Below are 19693 nucleotides of genomic sequence, written 5' to 3' on the forward strand. Positions count from 1 at the left end.
TGAGGGCCGTGGCGGGTTCGTGCCGGCGGCGGTGCTCACGTGCCAGGACAGGAGCAGGCCGCCGAACGTCGCCTCAAGCCGGATCCGGTTGCCGCTCGCGCATCAGGTACCGGTTCAGCGGCGGCGCCTGCGCCAGCACCGCCCCCACGGTCAGCGCGAACGTGACGGCCGTGCACAGGACGATCAGCCAGGACAGCATGGCCAGGACGAGGCCCAGGGAGCCGTACTCGTTCAGCGCCCGGTTGAGTGCCAGCGGCATGTAGACGCGGGCGCTGAGTGCAAGGGCGCTGGTCGCCGCTCCCGCCAGCAATGCGCCGGGCAGAAGCGGCAGCCAGTCGATGCGTGAGGCGAGGAGCAGGCGCTGGGTCCAGAGCCACACCGCGCTGCTCAGCGCGAAGTAGAGCGGGATGCCGACCACCGCGCCCGCGCCGAGGCCGCCGCGGATCGGCCCCTGCAGGAAGACGAACAGGACCAGCGCGAGCAGCCAGACGACCCAACGCCACGCGGTGATCCGTGAACTCGCCTTGGGCAGCCCCCAGGCCCGCTCGCATACGCGGACCATGGCCCGGCTGAAGCTTGTCGCCGAGCCCAGGACCACCAGCAGACCGATGATCCCGGTCGTCTCGCGCAGCTCACCGTTGCCCGACGGGTCGATCACCTGACGCAACTGGCCGTCGGCAGGTCCGGTCAGGCCGAACATCGCCCGCACCGATTCCTGCAGCTGCGTCTGCATGCCGTGCGGTGCGAAGGCCGCGACGGCGAAGAGCAGGGGCACGGAGGCCAGGAAGGCCTGTGCGGCGAGGCGGGTCGCGGAGTCGAGCAGCTGCCCCGACATCAAGCGGTCGATCAGCTCCGTCAGTACGGGAAGGCGCCGTTCGGCGCCGGCGCGCAGCGTTTGCAGCCGCTCCGACCACGACATGTTCACACCTCTTATGCAGAAGGTAAGCCCTTCTGCCCTGTCCCACCCCTTCAGTTCATCAGCGCAGCCCGGCGAAGAGGTCGGTCTCGGGAAGGTCCGCGTCCGTGGTGTCCCGTACGCGGACGAAGGTCTCGACGCCCATCAGCTCGGTGAACTTCTCCCGGCCCATCTGGAGGAAGAAGATGTTCTCGCCCTGGCTGGCGTGCGCGGCCAGGGCGTCGAACTTCTGGCCGCCGAACTCGGTGATGTCGACCCAGGTGGTGATCTCCTCGTCGGGCAGTCCGATCTCGGCCAGCGCGGCGGCCTCCTCGGGGTCCGGCTCCGGCATGTCCCCGGCGAACTCGCGCATGACCTCGCCGAACCGCTGCATCGCCGAGCGCGGCATGGTCGTCCAGTACACCTTCGGTGTCTCGTCGATCAGCTCGAGTGCCGCCATCGTGATGCGGTGCGCCTGAATGTGGTCGGGGTGCCCGTAGAAGCCGTTCTCGTCGTAGGTGACGACGACATCGGGACGGTAGCGCCGCATGAGTGCGGCGAGGCGGGAAGCGCCCTCTTCCACCGGTGTCTGCCAGAAGGCGTCGGGGGCGTCGTTGGTCGCCCAGCCCATCATTCCGGAGTCGGCGTAGTCCAGGGTCTCCAGATGGCCGATCTTCAGGATCTCGCAGCTCGCCTCCAGTTCCTGCCGCCGCATCCGTGCGATGGCCGCCGGGTCGTGCCCGGGGTCACCCGGCTTCACGCCCCCGGGGCCGTCGCCGCAGCCGCCGTCCGTGCACGTCACGAGCACGGTGCGGATGCCCTCCGCCGCGTACTGCGCGAGGACACCTCCGGTTCCGGTGGCTTCGTCGTCGGGGTGGGCGTGCACGGCCATGAGCGTCAAGGGCCAGTCGTTCACGAAGAAGTCCTCCTGTGACAAGGGCCGGTGCCCCGCGACGGGCGCACCGGTGGTCGCCCTCCATCATGCGTCAGCCGTCACGCGCGACGGCGGGCTCCGGGACCCGGGCGTGCGATGACCTGCGCGGGGTCGAGGGTCTCCTGCTCGGCCGTGCACTCGACGATTACGCGTACGGGGCTTCCGCACTCCGTGTGGCGCAGATCGAGGACGGGGCCCTCGGGATCGGGCGCATGGGTGTCACCCCACTGCTTCAGCGCGACGAGTACGGGCCACAGGTCCCACCCCTTGCGGGTCATGCGGTACTCGTTGCGGGTGCGGGTTCCCGGGTCCCGGTAGGGGACGGCGCGCAGAATGCCGACCGTGGTCAGCTTGCGCAGCCGGTCGCTCAGGACGGCCTCCGACAGCCCGATGTGCCGCCGGAAGTCATCGAAGCGCCGCACGCCGTTCGCGGCGTCCCGCAGGACCAGGAGCGTCCACTTCTCGCCGACCAGTTCGAGCGTGCGCTGGACGGGACAGTTCTCCGTGCTGGTCTCGACGAACTCCATGCCTCCACCTTAGAGGCTGGCTTCACCTTTGACAGCCAGCGGAGCCTCCGGCTAGCTTCAGCTGACGAAGCCAGCCGGAGGGATGCCAGCACATGGGACGCGTACGCACCTACGAGTGGGGCGACCCCTCGATCACCGCCGCCGCCGTGGGCACCGCCTCGGGCGTGGACTTCCTGCGCTCCGTCCAGAAACGACAGCTGCCCGCCGCCCCCATCTCGGCCACGCTCGACTTCACCCTCGACGAGGTGGACGAAGGCAGGGTGGTCTTCTCGATGACGCCGGGCGAGGAGCACTACAACCCCATCGGCAGCGTCCACGGCGGCGTCTACGCCACACTGCTCGACTCGGCGGCGGGCTGCGCCGTGCAGTCCACGCTCCCGCCGGGCATGGGCTACACCTCGCTCGACCTCACGGTGAAGTTCCTGAAGCGGATCACCGTGGACACGGGCCGGATCCGCGCCATCGGCACGATCATCAGCCGCGGCCGCCAGACGGCCCTCGCCCAGGCCCAGCTGATGGACGAGGGCGACCGTCTGCTGGCGCATGCGACCAGCAGCTGCATGCTGTTCCCGGTACCGAACGCCGCCGGCTGATCCCGGGCCGGCGGCGGTCCGCCTCTCTCACTTGACGGCGCCCTACGCGTCGTACGCGATCTCTTCCGCCACCTGTGCCTGCCCCTCCGCCCGAGCATCTGCATGCCCCTCCGCCTCCCAGCGCAGCAGATCGCCCGGCTGGCATTCGAGTACCTCACAGAGGGCGGCGAGCGTCGTGAAGCGCACCGCCTTGGCGCGGCCGTTCTTGAGCACCGCCAGGTTGGCGGGGGTGATGCCCACGCGGTCGGCGAGCTCGCCCACGGACATCTTCCGCCTGGCCAGCATCACGTCGATGTCGACGGCGATCGGCATCAGATCACCTCGTTCAGCTCGGCCTGCATCCGGCCCGCTTCGGCGTCGCGGGCCACCGCCTGCGCAAGCAGCATCCGCAGGACGAGCACGATGAGCGCGACACCCAGGATGCCCACGCCGATCCCGGCCATGATGAGCGTGACGCCCGGATCCTCACGTTGGCCGGGCGCATTGACGGCGGTGACCGTGAACCACACCAGAGCGGCCGCGACGATCGCGCCGATGATGCCGTCCACGTACCGGAAGGCGGCGTCGGAGAACACGGTCCCCCGCCGCACCATCGTCACCAGTCGCCACACGCAGACCACGGCGACCTGAACCGTCCCGATCCCCAGGATGGTGATCACGCGCAGCGGCGTGAGCGGCATCGACCCGTCCTCCGGATCGTTCCCGCTGATCAGGACCCACAGCATCAGACCCTGGACGAACACGGTGCCGGTGAGCACCACCATGAGCACGGCGCGCAGTGCGCGCACGGTCAGCTGTCCCATTCCTCAACCCCTCATCGATATCCGATGGAAATCTATCGAATTTCGATACATCGAGCAAGGGGCGGCCACCGCCACGCCATCACTCCCCGTGCGGCGCAGCCGTGCTCTTGCGGACGATCAGGCTCGTCGCCAGTTCCAGACGGGTCGACGCCGACTGGTCATCGCGCAGCCGCAGCAGCATCTGGGTGGCCTCCTCGGCCATCTGCCGCAGCGGCTGGTGGACGGTGGTCAGCGCGGGGCTCGACCAGCGGGCGACCTGGACGTCGTCGTAGCCGACCACCGAGAGGTCGTGCGGCACCCGCAGCCCTGCGACGCGGGCCGCCTCCAGGACGCCGAGGGCCTGGAGGTCGCTGCCGGCGAAGAGCGCCGTGGGGCGCTCGGCTGACGGAAGGGCGAGCATCGTCGCCGCCGCGTCGAATCCGCCTTGCACATGGAAGTCACCGAAGTGGACAAGACCGGGACTGACGTCCAGCCCCGCCATGCTCATGGCGGACCGAAAGCCGTCGAGCCGGGCCAACGAGCAGAGCATGTCGTCGGGCCCGGTGATGATGCCGATGCGCCGGTGCCCCAGTTCGATCAGGTGGCGGGTGGCAACCAGGCCACCGTTCCAGTTGGCGGAGCCCACGGACGGCACGTCGGGGTCCGGGTCCCCCGCCGGATCGATGATGACGAACGGGATGGAACGGGCCCGCAGTTGCTCCTTCACGGCCGCGGGGAGCGCCGAGAAGACCAGCACCACTCCCATGGGGCGACGCTGCAGCACCCCTTCGATCCACTCGGGGCCCGGCGCATGCCGGGTACCGCTCTCGGTCAGTACGACGCTCGCCTGGTTCGCCTTCGCGACGTTCTCCACGCCGCGTATCAGCTCCAGAGCCCACATGCTGTCCAGTTCGTGGAAGACGATCTCGATGAGCGGCGCCTCCCTGGAGGTTCTCGTGGTCCGCCGGTACGCGTGGGCCTCCAGCAGCCGCTCCACCTTGTCCCTCGTCGGGCCCGCCACATCCTGGCGGCCATTGAGGACCTTCGAAACTGTCGAGATGGAGACTCCCGCCTTCTCGGCCACCTGGGCCAAGGTGATCCGCCCCAGCTCCTCGTCATCGCGCATGGCGAGGAGCATAGGCCACGCTCAACTACCGGAACAGGGTAACGCTTTGATAACTGCAGAAGTGAGGGTTGACCGCCCCTTCCGCCCCACCTAACTTCCCTCCCGATACGAGAACTTTCGAGGCTAGCTCCGAAACTTTTTCGAGAGGCGAAGCAATGAAGCTACGCGTACGGCTCCCCCGGGTCGCCGTCATCGGCGGGGTGGTACTGGCCATGACGCTGTCGCTGTCCGCGTGCGGCGGGAACTCCGGCTCGGCCGGCGGCGCCGACGAGATCCACGTCCTGGTCTATGGCGACGCGACGAACAAGGTGGAGAAGCAGCTCGTCGAGACCTTCAACAAGAACTCCGAGGTCAAGGTCGTCCTGGACACGATCCCGGGGGCCGACTACCAGGCCAAGCTGCAGACGATCATCAACGGCAAGCAGGCTCCCGACGTCTTCTTCAACTGGGGCGGCGGCTCCATCAAGCCGTTCGTCGAGGCGGATCTGCTGATGCCGCTCGACGAGTTCATCGCCAAGGACCCGGGACTCAAGGACAAGTTCCTGCCCGCCGTGTTCGATGCCGCCGTCGTGGACGGCAAGCCGTACGGCATACCCATGCGCGGCACCCAGCCCGTGCTGCTGTTCCACAACAAGAAGGTCCTCGCCGAAGCCGGGGTCACCCCGCCGAAGACCTGGGACGAACTGGTCGCGGCGATCGGGCCGCTCAAGGACAAGGGAGTCACACCGATCGCTCTCGGCGGCGGCGACAAGTGGCCGACGCAGATGTGGTACCAGTACCTCTACGACCGCGTGGCCGGGCCCGAGTTGTTCCGGAACGCGCTCGACGGGGACAAGAGCGCGTGGGAGAGCGCCGACAGCAAGAAGGCCCTCTCCATGATCAAGGACCTGGTCGACGCGGGCGCGTTCGGCACCAACTTCGACTCGGTCAAGTTCACCGACCAGGGCTCGCCGACACTGCTCGCCACCGGCAAGGCCGCGTTCGAACTGATGGGGTCCTGGGAGTACTCCACGCTGCAGGAGGCCTTCCCCGAGTTCGCCGAGAAGGACCTCGGCTACAGCGCCTTCCCGGCCGTCCCCGGCGGCAAGGGCGACCCGGCCGGCGTCGCGGGCAACGTCAACAACTTCTACTCCGTCCTGAAGAAGACCGAACACCCCGAAGCGGTCGCCGACTTCCTGAAGCTCATGTACTCGGACGAGTTCGTGAAGGGGCATCTGGCCATCGGCAACCTGCCCACGACCACGAACACCCCGGACTTCCTCGACACCGCAGCGAACCCGGACTACTCGAAATTCCAGTACGACCTCGTCGCCGAGGCCCCGTCGTTCCAGCTCTCCTGGGACCAGGCCTATCCGCCCTCCGCGACGACCACGCTGCACGCGGCCGTACAGCAGTACTTCAACGGGCGGATCGACGCGGATGCCTTCATCCGGCAGATGCAGTCCCTGCCCACGGCCTGAGCCCGCCGACATGACCACTGTCACCACGGGCCGCCCGGGCTTCGGCTGGGCGGCCCCCGCCGCCGTGTTCTTCGGACTGTTCGCCCTCGTGCCGCTCGGCATGCTCGTCGTGCTGTCGTTCGCCGGCTGGGACGGGATCGGTGAGCCGGAGTTCGTCGGCTTCGACAACTGGACCAAGCTCATCGACGACCCCGTGATGCTGGAGAGCCTCTGGCTGAGCGTGCTCCTGACCTTGCTGGGCGTCGCCGTGCAGACCCCCGTCAGCATCCTGCTCGGCGTCTGGGCCGCGGGCCGCCAGCGCAACCGGGCCGTCCTCACCGCGATCTACTTCGTCCCGCTGCTGCTCTCCGTCACGGCCGTCTCCGTGCTGTGGCGTGCCGTGCTCGACCCCAACTTCGGTGTGCCCTCGCAGGCCGCCTGGCTCTTCGGGGACGGCAATCTCCTCGGCGAGCAGACCACCGCCATCGGCGTCCTGGTATTCGTCGCCACCTGGCAGTTCACCCCACTGCACACGCTGATCTACCAGGGCGCGGCACGCGCGATCCCGCACGTTCTCTACCAGGCGGCCGAGATCGACGGCGCGGGCCGCTTCCGGCAGTTCCTGCACATCACGCTGCCGCAGCTGCGCAACAGCATCATCACCTCGGTGATCCTCATGGTCGTCGGCGGCCTGACCACCTTCGACACGGTGCTGATCCTCACCCAGGGCGGCCCTGGCACGGACACCACCATCAGCGCGTACTACATGTACCAAAAGGCCTTCAAGAGCTTCGACTTCGGCGCGGGCGCCGCCATCGCCCTGCTGCTCGTCGCCGTCGCCACCGTCATCTCTCTCGTCATGGTCAGGCTGTCGGGCTACGACAAGATGCGCAGCACCCAGGAGGGCCTGTGATGCGGAGCCGCCCCAACTATCTCGCGGGTTTCGGCTCGTTGCTGTGGCTCTTCCTGGTGGGCCTGCCGCTGTACGTGATGCTGATCGCCACCTTCCAGAGCCGGACACAGTACGCGGCGAACGGACCGCTGGCGTTTCCCGAGGAGTTCACGCTCGACAACTACCTCAACGACCTCAATGAGGGTTTCGCGCAGTACTTCCTCAACACCGTGCTCGTCACGGCGGCCGTGGTCGGCATCGTGCTGCTGCTCATCCCGCCGCTCGCGTACGCGATCGTCCGCAACCAGGGCCGCACCACCGGCGCCGTCTTCCGCCTCTTCCTGCTCGGCCTCGCGATCCCTTCGCAGGCCGTGATCGTCCCCATGTTCTACGTGATCAGCGAGGCCGGTCTCTACGACAACCTCATCGGCGTGATCCTGCCGACGGCGGCCTTCGCGATGCCGGTGTGCGCGCTCATCCTCACCGGTGTGATGCGGGACATCACACCTGATCTGTACGAGGCGATGACGGTGGACGGCGCCTCCCCTCTGCGTACGTTCTTCCAGCTCGTGCTCCCCCTCTCCAAGAGCGGTCTGTCGACCGTCGTGGTCTTCTCGGCGCTCCAGGCGTGGAACGGCTTCCTCTTCCCGCTGGTCCTCACCCAGTCCGCGGAGAACAAAGTGATCACCATGGGTCTGTACGACTTCCAGACCGAACACGGGGTCGACATTCCCGGGATGCTCGCCGCCGTGGTCCTGTCCATGCTCCCCATCCTGCTCGTCTATCTGTTCGCCCGCCGCGCCCTGGTCCAAGGGCTGATGGGGGTCGGAGGAAAGTGACCGACAACGTGACCGTGCAGGACAACACCGCTGGGCAGGGCGCTCCCACCGGAGCCGCGGAAACCCCGGGCGGCGTGCCGCCGTGGCGCGACCCCTCGCTCGATGCGCCGACCAGGGCCGACGCACTGATCGCGGAGATGACCCTGCGGGAGAAGATCGGACAGCTCTACGGCGTGTGGGTCGGAGCGTGCGACGAGGGCGGTGAAGTGGCCCCGCACCAGCACGAGATGGAGGAGCCGGTCGATCTCGACGCGCTTCTTCCCTACGGTCTGGGGCAGTTGACGCGGCCGTTCGGCACGGCGCCGGTCGACCCGGCCGTCGGCGCCGTCTCGCTGGCGCGCACCCAGCGCCGTATCGCCGCGGCCAACCGTTTCGGGATTCCCGCGCTCGCCCACGAGGAGTGCCTGGCGGGCTTCGCCGCCTGGGGCGCCACCGCCTATCCGGTCCCACTGTCGTGGGGCGCCACCTTCAACCCCGCGCTCATCCGCGAGATGGCCGGAGCGATCGGCCGCGACCTGCGCTCGGTCGGCATCCATCAGGGCCTCGCCCCCGTGCTCGACGTCGTACGCGACGCACGCTGGGGCCGGGTGGAGGAGACCATCGGCGAGGACCCGTATCTGGTGGGGACCATCGGCACCGCGTACGTGCAGGGTCTGGAGGCGGCCGGACTCGTCGCCACGCTCAAGCACTTCGCCGGCTATTCGGCCTCCCGGGCCGGACGCAATCTCGCGCCCGTGGGCATGGGGGCGCGTGAACGCGCGGACGTGATACTGCCGCCGTTCGAAATGGCGTTGCGCGAGGGCGGTGCACGGTCGGTGATGCATGCCTACACCGACACCGACGGAATCCCCTCGGCCACCGACGAGGAGCTCCTGACCGGACTGCTGCGGGATACCTGGGACTTCACCGGGACCGTGGTGGCCGACTACTTCGGGATCGCGTTCCTCAAGACCCTCCATGGGGTGGCCGGCACCTTCGGGGAGGCCGCCGGTGCGGCGCTCGCCGCGGGTGTGGACGTGGAACTGCCGACGGTGAAGGCCTTCGGCGAACCGCTCCTGGAAGCCGTAACCGCGGGCCACGTCCCGCAGGAGCTGGTGGACCGCGCCGTACGACGCGTGCTGGTCCAGAAGGCAGAACTCGGACTGCTCGACCCCGGCTGGAGTCCGCGGCCCGCGGCCCTGGCCGAGCTTGCGGAGGAGACCGTGGATTCCGGCTCGGTTCGCGGCTCGGTCGACCTCGACCCGGACGCCAACCGCGCGCTGGCCCGTGAGGTCGCCGAACAGGCCGTCGTCCTGCTGCACAACGACGGCACGCTGCCCCTGTCCGCCGACGCCCCTGGGCGGCCGCGAAGGATCGCGCTGATCGGCCCGCACGCCGAGGAGCCGACCGCGGTACTCGGCTGCTACGCCTTCCCGGTCCACGTGGGCTCGCGTCACCCGGAGGTCCCGCCCGGCATCGGTCTGCCGACGCTGCACGAGGCCATCGCCTCGGAGTTCCCCGGGAGCGAGATCGTGGTCGCGCGGGGCGCGGACGTCGACGGCACGGCGACGGACGGATTCGCCGCGGCCGCCGAACTCGCCCGTGGGGCCGACCTCGTGATCGCGGTCCTCGGTGACCGGGCAGGGCTCTTCGGGCGCGGCACGAGCGGCGAAGGGTGCGATGCCGAATCCCTCGCTCTGCCGGGCGTACAGCAGCAACTGCTCGACCTGCTCCTGGATTCCGGCACCCCGGTCGTGGTGACGCTCGTGACCGGACGGCCGTACGCGCTGGGCCGCGCGGTCACCGAGTCCGCCGCGATCGTCCAGTCGTTCTTCCCCGGTGAGGAAGGCACCACAGCCCTCGCGTCCGTCCTGAGCGGCCGCGTCCACCCCACGGGGAGGCTGCCGGTGAGCGTGCCGCGCCACCCCGGCGCCCAGCCGTCCACGTATCTCACGGCGAAGCTCGGTCACGCGGGCGAGGTCTCCAGCATCGATCCGACGCCCGCGTTCGGCTTCGGGCACGGGCTGACGTACACGACCTTCTCCTGGACCGATCTGTCCGGGGACGGCGAACAGGTGCCCACGGACGGCGCGTTCCGGCTTTCGTGCACGGTGCGCAACACGGGTCCACGCGCGGGCACCGAGGTCGTCCAGCTGTATCTGCACGACCCGGTGGCCTCGGTGGTGCAGCCGGTGCGGCGTCTGGTCGGCTACGTCCGCGTCGGCCTGGAACCCGGCGACGCCGTGCGCGTCCACGTGGAGGTCCCCGCCGACCTGGCCTCCTTCACCGGCCGTGCCGGTCGCCGCATCGTCGAACCGGGAGCCCTCGCCCTGCACCTGTCCGCGTCGAGCACCCGGCCCCGCCTGACGGCCCGGGTCTCCCTGACGGGTCCGGTGCGCGAGGTGGACCACCGGCGCCGCTTCCACGCGCGCTTCACGCTGGAGCCGCTCGTGTCCGAGTGACCTCGGCGACCCGGTCGTGGCGATCGGCGACCCGGCCGGGCTGCCGGGCGCAGGGCCCGTGCGCGACGTGCCGCGCGACGACTCATGCTCAGTTCGTGGTTCCGACGAGGAAATCCGGAATCCATCCGTACGATTCCACTGGGCGAGGGCGGGTGAGCGCGTGGGGGGAAGTGGCGTGGAGTTCCGGCTCCTGGGTGGGACCGAGGTCTGGGCCGGCGACGGCCCGGTCGATACCGGCACGGCGCGGCAGCGGCGGGTGCTTGCGGCGCTCCTGATGGACGCGAACCGGCCGGTGACGGTCGCTCAGCTGGTGGACCGGGTGTGGGGGAACGATCAGCCGTCCCGTGCCGTACCCACGCTCTACAGCTATGTGTCCCGGCTGCGCCGTCTCCTGCCAGGGCTGATCGACCGGTCCTCAGGTGGTGGCTACGTCCTCACGGCCGACGTCGAGTCGGTGGACGTGCACAGGTTTCACCGTCTGATCGCGCTCGCCCGGGAGACGGGCGACGACGAGCGGGCCGGTGAACTGTTCGGCCAGGCCCTCGCGTTGTGGCGCGGAGAGCCGTTCGCCGACGCGGACACGCCCTGGTTCAACGCCGCCCGGGAGCTGCTGCAGAAGGAACACCGGGCAGCGGAGCTGGACCATACCGACGTACGCCTGCGCCTCGGGGAACACGCCGCTGTCCTCACCTCCGCCGCCGAACGCACCGCTGCGCACCCCCTGGACGAACGGCTTGCCGCGCAGTACATGCTCGCCCTGTACCGCTGCGGGCAGCAGGCCGATGCCCTCGCCCACTACCGGACGATGCACCGCACGCTCGCCGAGGAGCTGGGCATCGTTCCCGGGCACGAGATCCAACGCGTGCACCAGGGCATCCTCACCGGCAGCGCCGAACTGGATGCTCCCCGGCGTACGGACGCCGGTGCGGCACCGCCACCGTGGCCGGTGCACTGTCAACTGCCGCTGGACCTGCCGGGGTTCACGGGCCGCACGGACGAGATGCGGCTCCTCGAGAAGGAACTGACCGCCCCGATTGCGGCCCCCGTCGTCCTCTGCGGATCCCCGGGGATCGGCAAGAGCGCGCTCGCGGCGCATCTCGGGCACCGGCTCCGGGAGAGCTTCCCCGACGGCCAGTGGTACGTGCACCTGACCGGCAACAGCGGGAACCCGCGCGATCCGGGGGAGGCCATCGCGGCGCTTCTGCTCGCCTCGGGACAGGACCCGAGCACGATTCCCGAGCCGATCGAGGGGCGCGCGGCGGCGCTGCGGGCGCGCCTGGCCGACCGCAAGGTGCTCCTCGTCCTGGACGACGCCTACGACGCGGAACAGGTGCGGCCACTGCTGCCGGGCACACCCGGATCGGCGGTGGTGATCACCAGTCGGTCCGACCTGCGCGGACTGGCCGTGAGCCACGCGGCCCGCACGGTGCCGCTCGATGTGCTCACCGCGCCCGAGGCGCGCTCCCTACTGGCCCACATGATCGGGGCCGAGCGGGTCGCTGCCGAGGACGAGGCCGCCGCACAGCTGACCGGGCTGTGTGCGCTGCTTCCGCTGGCCCTGCGCATCGCCGGCTCCCACCTCGCGGCGCGGCCGGCCCGCCGTCTCACCGACTACGTGGCCGACCTCGCCGGCGGCGAGCGGCTCACCAAGCTCGCCATCACGGGCGACCGTCAGGCAGCGGTCCGTACCGCCTTCGGCCACTCCCACGCGACCCTGGAACCCGACGCGGCGCACCTGTTCGCGCTGCTCGGCCTGCACCCGGGACCGGAGTTCAGCAGTGAGTCGGCCGCGGCGCTGCTCGACTGCCCGCCGGGCGAGGCCGAGCGCCTCCTCGACCGCCTGAGCGCCGCGAGCCTGCTCCAGCACACCGGCGCCGACCGCTTCCGGTTCCACGACCTGCTGCGCCTCTACGCCGCCGAACACGCCGCCGACGCACCCGACCGGGAGTCGGCTTGGCGGCGCCTGTGCGACTGGTATCTCGCGACGACCGACGCCGCCACCGCGTTCGACTACGCGGGCAGCGTCCAACTCCCCCGTACCCGCACTCCGTCCACACGTTTCGCGGACCGGCATGAGGCGCTCGCCTGGCTGGAGAGCGAGCGCAGCGCGCTCACCGCACTCGTCCTTCGTGCCGGTGACGCCGGGCCGCGCGACGTCGCCTGGCAACTGACCGACCAGCTGCGCCTCTACCACTACGGGCGGCGGCACCTGTCGGACTGGAAGGTCACGACCACGGCGGCGATGGCTGCGGCCGAGCAGGAGGGGGACGTACTCGCCCAGGCGCTGCTGTGGAACAGCACCGGTCTGCTGCGTCAGCACACCGGGGACTCCGACGGCGCCCGTGAGGCGCTGCTCGCGGCCCAACAGGGCTATCGGGCAGCCGAATTCACGGTCGGCGAGGTCGCCATCCTGACCAATCTCGCCATCCATCACGCGCTGCGCGGTGAGATGCGGCACGCGATCGACAGTCAGCGCCATGGGCTCGCTCTGCTGCGCCGCCTGGACCGCCCGGTCCTGCTCGCACGGGCGCTGAGCAACACGGGACTCATGCACGCGTTCCTCGGCGCGTTCGACGAGGCCGTGGCATGCACCTCGGAAGCCATCCGCCTGTGCCGTGCGCTCGACCGCCCCACCGGAACGATCGGCCCGCTCGTCAACCGGGCCGTCTCCCACCACGGCGCCGGCCACTCCACCGCGGCCCTTGCCGATGCCACCGAGGCACTCCGGCTGCACCGCGACCACCCGCACGGGACGAGCGGGCCGGCCACGCACGAGATCCTCGCCCGCATCCACCGCGACGCCGGCGACCTCGGACAGGCCCGCGGCCTGGCCGAGACCTCGCTCCGCGCCGCACTCGACATCGGCGAACCCGCCTCGCAGGCGGAGAGCCTCATCACCCTGGGCTCGGTCCACGTCCTGACCGCAGCGCACGACAGCGCCCTCGCCCTGCTCCAGGAGGCCCTCGAACTCACCCGCCGGCACGGCTTCCGCCACCACGAGACGGACGCCCACACCCACCTCGCCCGGCTCCACCTCAGCACCGGCGCCCGCGACACGGCGGCCTTCCACGCCGAACAGGGACTGGCCATCGCCCGCGACCTCGAACTGCGCCCCGCGGAACAACGCGCCCTCGCCACGCTCACGGACATCCGACGCCGGTAGACGGGGCGGAGCAGCTGCTCCCATCGCCTCCTTCCAGGACTCCGCAAGAAACGTGCAAGGCAGGCCGTCCATCGTCGTATCGGCACGGACACAAGTCCGGCCGTCCGACGAGGACTTGGGGGATGAGCATGGGCAGGATCCGGACGTCACGTGTGAAGGCGGGAGTCTGCACGGCCGCCGTACTGTTGTCGGGGTTCGGGGTCGGCCTGGCCGCCGCCGCGCCTGCCGCCGCCTACGCGGGGTACTGCAATGCGCAGGTGACCAAGTCGAGGCCGGCTGCTTCCGGCGGCAAGTACAACGCCTATCTCCCCGCCTACGGCACCAACATCAACTGCTACATGAACCCGGGCGCTCAGAGCAACGCGGTCAAGGCGCTCCAGAAGAACCTCAACTGGTGCTACGGCCGGAAACTGACCGTCGACGGCATCTTCGGCAACGACACGAGGGACGCCCTGGAGTACGCACAGGGCGAGGAGGACATCAGCGCGGACGGCGGCTACGGCGAGCAGTCCCGTACGCACCTGCAGTGGCGCTGGTACGAGAACCGCAACCTCTGGTACTGCGGCAGGCTCAAGAGCAACGGCACGTAAGACGGTACGTAAGGGGAACAGGAAGCACGCACTCCTCACGCCTCCGCACTCAGCTCCCAGTCCAGCTCCCACACCCGCAACTCTCCCTCGCCGGCCCCGGCCACCACGAGGCGCCCGTCCAAAGGCATGGCCAGGGCCGTGACGCCGGTGCGGTCCGTGCGGTCGCCGAGGGTGCGCAGGTGGTGGCCGGTGGTCAGGTCCCAGATGTGGGGGTGGCCGGTGAAGCCGCCGGACACGGCGAAGGCGCCGTCGGGGGTGGGGTGCACGAAGCGGCAACCGCCTTGTCGTTGTAGTTCCTTCAGGACCTGGCCGGTGGCGATGTCCCAGAGGCGGATCGTGTCGTCGCTCAGGTGCACACCGCCGCCGGTCCACAGGCGGCGGCCGTCGGCGCTGAAGGACACGGAGTGCGCGGACTCCAGTGAGAGGACGTCGCTCCGTGGGTCCACGAAGGCGCCCAGTTGTGTGCCGTCCGCCAGGTTCCACAGGTGCGTGCCGCCGTCGCCCGCGGTGGCCAGGGTGTGTCCGTCCGGGGAGAGCGCGAGGGCGCTGGTCCGTCGGGTCGGCGTCTTCCACTCCCGGACCTTGTCGCCGCTGTGTACGTCCCAAATCTGCACGTTGCCCGCCCCGCCGGTCACCGCGTGGCGCCCGTCGGCGGTGAAGCAGACCGCCGCGGTCTCGCTGACGCCGGGTTGCGTGCGGAACACGTGCTCGCAGGTGCCGGAGCCGAGGTGCCAGAGCCGTGCCGTCGCGTCCCGGCCCGAGGAGAGGGCCAGTTCGCCGTCCGGGCTCAGGGACACCCCGTACACCGGTGCCGTGTGGCCTTCGAAGACGCGCGTGCAGGTGCCGGTCGTCACGTCCCACAGGCGCATGGTCCGGTCGTGGCTCACGGACACCGCGATACGGCCGTCCGGCGATACGTCGATGCCGCCCACGTATGCGCTGTGGCCCTGGAGCGTGCGTGCCGTCCAGGCCGTGCGCAGGCCGGTGCGCCGGGTGTGGCGGGCGAGCCGGTGCCAGGCGGCCATCACCTGGGGTGCACGCTCGTATCCCGGTGTCTCGCGTGCCTGGCGGAGCGCGTCGAGCGCGGCCGCGGAAAAGCCTGCCGAGCGTGCCCGTTCGGCGTCGGCGAGCAGCTGCTCCACCCGGGAGCCGAGCCGGTGGAGCTCGTCGTGGCGGCGTGGCCGGCTGAGTTGCGGGGTGCAGGTGTAGCCGGCGGGCAGGGACCAGTGGCGGACGGTGCGGTCGTCGCCCGTCGAGATCAGTCCCCGGCCGTCGGCGGTGAAGTGGACCGCGGTGGCGTGGCCTTCGTGGCGGTGGAAGGTGCGTACGCAGCGGCCGGTGTCCGTGTCCCAGACGCGCAGGCTGCCGTGGTATGCGTCGGCGGCTGCGAGCTGCCGGCCGTCTGGGGAGAGCGCGAGCGCGTGGGGCCACCGCGCGCCGGTGAAGGTGCGCAGGCAGCGGCCGTCCGAGAGGTCCCACAGCCGGAGGCGCTCGCTGGTGCCGGTGACGGCGCGGCGTCCGTCGGGGCTCATGAACAGGCTTGTGGTGAAGGACTCGTGACCGCGGAGCTCCCGCAGCCGGGCGCCGCCGGTCACGTCCCACAGGAGGGCCGGGTAGTCCCGGTGGTGGGCGCCCGGGCGCTTGTCGTCGGTGTCGCCGATGGCGAGCACGCGGCTGCCGTCGGCGGTCAGGTCCACTTCCGCGTGCCGTCGGTGCCCGGGGAAGGCCCGGCGCAGCCTCCGGCTCGCGGTGTCCCATACGCGCAGGGTGCCTTCGGCGTCGACGGCTGCGGCGGTGCGGCCGTCCGGGGTGAGGGCGACCGCTTTCGCCGTTGCGCTGTCCGACGGATCGTCCTCGTACCGCGCGTGCGGCTTCGGGGTGCCGTGGTGCAGTGCCGCGCCTTTGAGCAGGCCGCCCAGGAGCATCTTCGACAGGTCCCAGAACCGCACCAGTTCGCCCGCGCAGCGCGAGAGTGCGTAGCGGCCGTCGGGGGTCAGCGCGACGGACTCCACCTTGCGCCGGTGACCCTTGAGCGTCTTGAGGCAACGGCCCTCAATGACGTCCCACAGCTGCAGAACCCCGTCGGCGCCTCCGACGAGAAGCCTTGTGCCGTCGTCCGTGAGGGCGACGGGCAGTGACTCGAACCGCCGGTACTCCTTGCCGTCCTTGTCGAGCACCCGCCGTGACGGGCGGGCGGCCCACGGCACCTCGCGGCGGGCGGTGCAGCGGGCGTGGACGACGGTGCCGGATCCGACGGCGGCCAGCGCGGCGGCCGCATCCGGTTCGTCGGCGCTCGTCACGCCGTCGAGCAACTCCCGGGCGTCCGGGAGCTGTCCGCGCGCCAAGTGCGCCCGGGCGAGCAGTTGGCGTCCTTCCGCGGGATCTCCCGCATCCCGCCGGGCGCGGTCGATGCGGTCGACGAAACCCTCGTCGGTGAGGGCGCCGAGCTGCCACTGCAGCAGTCCGGCGTTGTAGACGGCCCGCAGATGCCGTGGGTCGGCTGCGAGCGCCGCGTCGAAGGAAGCTGCGGCCTCGTCCACACGGCCGAGGTCGAGCAGGGACAGGGCACGGTTGTTGAGTTCGTCGGCGCGCAGATCGGCGGCCACGGCGGCCGGGCGAGAGTAGGGGCGGCCGACCAACTCCTCGTATACGGCGGCGAATTGGGCGGCCACCTCGGCCATCGTGGACGGGCGGTCGTCCGGGTCGGGGCTCAGACAGGCGGCGAGGACCTCCACGGCTTCGAGGGGTATCCGGGGCAGCCCTTCGTCCTCCGGTCCGTTGACGAGGTGGGAGCGGAGGGCCAGGCCGGCGATCGGTCCGGCGGCCCAGCTCACGCCTCCGGTGAACATCTCCAGGACGGAGACAGCGAAGCTGTAGACGTCGGTACGGCGGCCGAGCGGCCGCAGGGCGCTCTGCTCCGGCGAGGCGTACGCCGGGGTCAGGCCGCCCGTCGTCACCAGGATGCTGGCCTGCGGTCCCGCACCGGCCTCGGCCCGTGCGGAACCGCCCCGGGCGCGGGCGAGCCCGAAGTCGGTGACCTTCGCGGTGCCGTCCCGGTCCAGGAGGACGTTGCCCGGCTTGACGTCCTGGTGCACGAGGCCGCGGGTGTGCGCGTGGTCGAGGCCGCGGGCGAACTGCACGGCGATGTCGAGGATCCGCTCAAGGGCCTGCTCGGGCCCGCCCGCGTACAGCCGCCGGCTGCGGATCGCGTCCTGGAGGCTGCCCCCGTCGACGTATTCGGCGAAGACGCTCGGCAGCCCGTCGACGAGCCGCACGTAGTGGCAACCGCAGACATGGGGATGCAGGCCCAGCGAGACCCAGGTCTCGGCCTCTTCCACGAAGCGGTCCCGGTCGGCGGCGGAGGCGAACAGTTCGGGCCGTGGGCATTTCATCGCGAGGTCGGTGCCCCACTGCATGTGCCGCACCCGGTAGACGAGGCCCATCGCGCCGTCGCTGTGCACCTGCAGCACGCGGTACCGGCCGTCGACCACGTCGCCGACCTTGCGGGGAGCCGCGTCGCGCGGCGCCTCCGGGACGGGCACCCTGTTACCGGCTCGTACCATGAACTCCCCCTCGTACCATGGCCATCGGCCGTCGGAACGGTAGCGCACGGCACACGACCGCCGGCTTGTCCGTGGTTGACCCAGCCGCCCATCACCTGGCGTGGGCCGTGACGAAAGAGGCAGGGCAGTGGAGTTGAGGACCGTCGGGATGTACCGGGAGATGTACAACGGCCGGCACGCACACCTGCCGTCGTTCTACGAGTCGGTGGCCACGGAGGAACTGCCCGACCGGGAAGCCGTGCTGAGCTATCTGCGCCGCGGGCCCGGCATCTTCGACGTCATGTCCTCCGAGCCGCACTTCTTCGAGGAGGACCGCCACATCCCGGGCGGCCCCTCGCTGCATTCGGACGGTGTATGGCTCTGGCGCGTGGACTCCATCGAGTATCTGACGCAGCAACCGCTGGTGATCCCGGACGAGTTCGTCGCGCATGTGCGCGCTGCCGGGCATGAGCCTCCGGCGTCCGTCGAGTGGACGGACGCGTTCAGTGCCGCCGTGGAGCGGTACTTCTGAGCGACAGCGCATCACATGGCCTGCTCCAGCGCCTTCCGGAAGTCCGCCGCACTGCCGAAGCCGATCTCGGGGCGTTCACGCAGCGCCTGGTCGATGACGTCCGCGAGCCCGGCCGGAACGCCCGGCGCACGTCGGCGTATCGCGACGGCCGGCTCCTGCAGGACGACCTGCCAGGGGTCCTTGCCCCGGGGGAACTCACGGGGCGTCTTCCCGGTCAGGGCGTGATAGAGGCAGGCGGCGAGCGCCCAGACGTCCACCGCGGGCGGCGCCTTGCGGAAGTTGACTACCTGTTGGCGCGGCATGAACATCGGCTTGCCCGCCGTGGCACCGGTCCGGGTGAGACCGCTGAGGCCGGCCTGGTCGAAGGCCTTCCCGATGCCGAAGTCCGCGATCTTCGCCGTCCCTGAGGCGTCCAGGAGAATGTTGGACGGGGTGAGGTCGCGGTGGATGACGCCCCGGTCGTGGGCGTGCTCCAGGCCGCGCGCGGCCTGGAGGATCAGGGGGACGGCCTCCTCGGCCGGCAGCCGCCCGCCGCGCGCGGCCAGGAGGTGGTCGAGGCTGCCGCCACTGCAGTACGCGGTGGTCAGATAGAAGGTGCCGTTCGCGAAGCCCGCATCGTGCAGCGCCACCACATGCGGATGACTCAGGGCCCGGGTCAGTCCCACCTCGCGCAGGAAACGGGCCCGGGCCGTGGAGTTCGCGGCGACCTTCGGCAGCATCACCTTGAGCGCCACGTCCTCGCCGGTGGACTCGTGCCGCGCCAGATACACCGCGCCCATGCCGCCCCGGCCGAGCTCGCGCAGCACGGTGTAGCCCTCGATGGCCTTGAGGTCGGCGCGCCCGCCCTTCGCCTGGTCGAGCAGCTGCCGCAGCACGGCGGCGGGGTCCGACTGGCAGGCCGCGCACAGCACTTCGCCGTCCCCGCCGCTGCCGCCCACCTCGCGGCCGCACCGGGCACACGCCCCGAGGACGCGGGTGGACTGCGGGCGCGTGACGCCGACCTTGAGGACGGTCTCGCCGATGCGGATCCGGTCGCCGTCGGACAGATCGTGCTCCGGGTAGGAATCGCCCGCGGCCTCGGCCGGGGTGAGTCCCTCCCGGCGCTGGCCGATCTTCTCGCCGTTCACGTAGGTGCCGTTGAGGCTGCCGAAGTCGCGGATGCGGATGTCGGGCGGGTTGATGTCGATGAGGCAGTGGTGGCGGGAGACGGTGCGGTGGTGCTCGTCGTTCGGCAGGCGCGGTGAGCAGTCGGCGGAGCGGCCGATGACGCAGGTGGCGCGGCTGTCGTAGACGTACTCGGCCGGGTCGAGGCGTCCCTTGACGAGTGTGAGGGTGACGGTGGCGGACGGCGGCGTCATCAGGGCTGCTCCGTGGTGGTCATCAGGGCTGCTCCGTAGC

16 protein-coding genes are annotated in these 19693 nt (G+C 70.5%); 8 read left to right on the top strand and 8 right to left on the bottom strand.

The window, feature by feature from the left end; all coding sequences use genetic code 11:
* Positions 1-73: 73 nt before the first annotated feature.
* The 3 genes from ACIBI4_RS06745 to ACIBI4_RS06755 all read right to left on the bottom strand — a co-directional run bounded on the left by ACIBI4_RS06745 (position 74) and on the right by ACIBI4_RS06755 (position 2356).
* On the bottom strand, positions 74-919 hold the full coding sequence (locus ACIBI4_RS06745) for a YhjD/YihY/BrkB family envelope integrity protein (RefSeq protein WP_399202530.1): 846 nt from the start codon (positions 917-919) through the stop codon (positions 74-76).
* Between the two features lie 58 nt (positions 920-977).
* On the bottom strand, positions 978-1811 hold the full coding sequence (locus ACIBI4_RS06750; RefSeq protein ID WP_399202531.1) for a PIG-L family deacetylase: 834 nt from the start codon (positions 1809-1811) through the stop codon (positions 978-980).
* 77 nt (positions 1812-1888) lie between these two features.
* Positions 1889-2356, bottom strand: a complete 468-nt coding sequence (locus ACIBI4_RS06755; protein WP_399202532.1) for a winged helix-turn-helix transcriptional regulator — start codon at positions 2354-2356, stop codon at positions 1889-1891.
* A gap of 92 nt (positions 2357-2448) precedes the next feature.
* On the opposite strand from ACIBI4_RS06755, the gene ACIBI4_RS06760 reads away from it, so the two are divergent.
* A complete protein-coding gene (locus ACIBI4_RS06760; protein ID WP_399202533.1) occupies positions 2449-2949 on the top strand; it encodes a PaaI family thioesterase in 501 nt (166 codons plus the stop codon).
* A gap of 42 nt (positions 2950-2991) precedes the next feature.
* Here the strand turns inward: ACIBI4_RS06760 and ACIBI4_RS06765 are convergent, their stop codons facing one another.
* The 3 genes from ACIBI4_RS06765 to ACIBI4_RS06775 all read right to left on the bottom strand — a co-directional run bounded on the left by ACIBI4_RS06765 (position 2992) and on the right by ACIBI4_RS06775 (position 4869).
* Positions 2992-3261, bottom strand: coding sequence for a helix-turn-helix domain-containing protein (locus ACIBI4_RS06765; RefSeq protein ID WP_399202534.1), 270 nt, complete (start codon positions 3259-3261; stop codon positions 2992-2994).
* Positions 3261-3752: a DUF2975 domain-containing protein gene (locus ACIBI4_RS06770; protein ID WP_399202535.1), complete on the bottom strand. Its 492-nt coding sequence runs from the start codon at positions 3750-3752 to the stop codon at positions 3261-3263. Before ACIBI4_RS06770 ends, ACIBI4_RS06765 begins: the two co-directional genes overlap by 1 nt.
* 79 nt (positions 3753-3831) lie before the next feature.
* The gene (locus ACIBI4_RS06775) at positions 3832-4869 is read right to left on the bottom strand and encodes a LacI family DNA-binding transcriptional regulator (RefSeq protein WP_399202536.1); all 1038 of its coding nucleotides are present in this window, start codon (positions 4867-4869) and stop codon (positions 3832-3834) included.
* Positions 4870-5012: 143 nt separating this feature from the next.
* Between ACIBI4_RS06775 and ACIBI4_RS06780 the strand changes: the two genes are divergently transcribed.
* The 6 genes from ACIBI4_RS06780 to ACIBI4_RS06805 all read left to right on the top strand — a co-directional run bounded on the left by ACIBI4_RS06780 (position 5013) and on the right by ACIBI4_RS06805 (position 14221).
* Positions 5013-6317, top strand: a complete 1305-nt coding sequence (locus ACIBI4_RS06780) for an ABC transporter substrate-binding protein (RefSeq protein ID WP_399202537.1) — start codon at positions 5013-5015, stop codon at positions 6315-6317.
* A 10-nt stretch (positions 6318-6327) separates the two neighbouring features.
* Positions 6328-7209 carry a carbohydrate ABC transporter permease gene (locus tag ACIBI4_RS06785; protein ID WP_399202538.1) on the top strand — a complete coding sequence of 294 codons (882 nt, stop codon included), beginning with the start codon at positions 6328-6330 and terminating at the stop codon, positions 7207-7209.
* A complete protein-coding gene (locus ACIBI4_RS06790; protein WP_399202539.1) occupies positions 7209-8027 on the top strand; it encodes a carbohydrate ABC transporter permease in 819 nt (272 codons plus the stop codon). The genes ACIBI4_RS06785 and ACIBI4_RS06790 overlap by 1 nt, the downstream gene beginning before the upstream one ends.
* Positions 8028-8164: 137 nt before the next feature.
* Positions 8165-10468, top strand: coding sequence for a glycoside hydrolase family 3 N-terminal domain-containing protein (locus tag ACIBI4_RS06795; RefSeq protein WP_399202662.1), 2304 nt, complete (start codon positions 8165-8167; stop codon positions 10466-10468).
* Positions 10469-10643: 175 nt separating this feature from the next.
* Positions 10644-13631, top strand: coding sequence for a BTAD domain-containing putative transcriptional regulator (locus ACIBI4_RS06800; protein WP_399202540.1), 2988 nt, complete (start codon positions 10644-10646; stop codon positions 13629-13631).
* A gap of 122 nt (positions 13632-13753) precedes the next feature.
* Complete coding sequence (locus ACIBI4_RS06805) at positions 13754-14221, top strand: peptidoglycan-binding protein (RefSeq protein WP_399202541.1); 468 nt, start codon at positions 13754-13756, stop codon at positions 14219-14221.
* A 35-nt stretch (positions 14222-14256) separates the two neighbouring features.
* On the opposite strand, the gene ACIBI4_RS06810 is transcribed toward ACIBI4_RS06805, so the two are convergent.
* Positions 14257-17784 (bottom strand): WD40 repeat domain-containing serine/threonine protein kinase, encoded by a 3528-nt coding sequence (locus ACIBI4_RS06810; RefSeq protein ID WP_399202542.1) that lies wholly within the window; start codon positions 17782-17784, stop codon positions 14257-14259.
* A 127-nt stretch (positions 17785-17911) separates the two neighbouring features.
* Here ACIBI4_RS06810 and ACIBI4_RS06815 point away from each other — a divergent pair, with 127 nt between their 5' ends.
* Positions 17912-18295 carry a hypothetical protein gene (locus tag ACIBI4_RS06815; protein WP_399202543.1) on the top strand — a complete coding sequence of 128 codons (384 nt, stop codon included), beginning with the start codon at positions 17912-17914 and terminating at the stop codon, positions 18293-18295.
* A gap of 11 nt (positions 18296-18306) precedes the next feature.
* On the opposite strand, the gene ACIBI4_RS06820 is transcribed toward ACIBI4_RS06815, so the two are convergent.
* Positions 18307-19653 (bottom strand): protein kinase, encoded by a 1347-nt coding sequence (locus ACIBI4_RS06820; protein ID WP_399202544.1) that lies wholly within the window; start codon positions 19651-19653, stop codon positions 18307-18309.
* Positions 19654-19693: the final 40 nt, after the last annotated feature.

This window comes from Streptomyces sp. NPDC050418, from assembly GCF_044458745.1.
Lineage (GTDB): Bacteria > Actinomycetota > Actinomycetes > Streptomycetales > Streptomycetaceae > Streptomyces.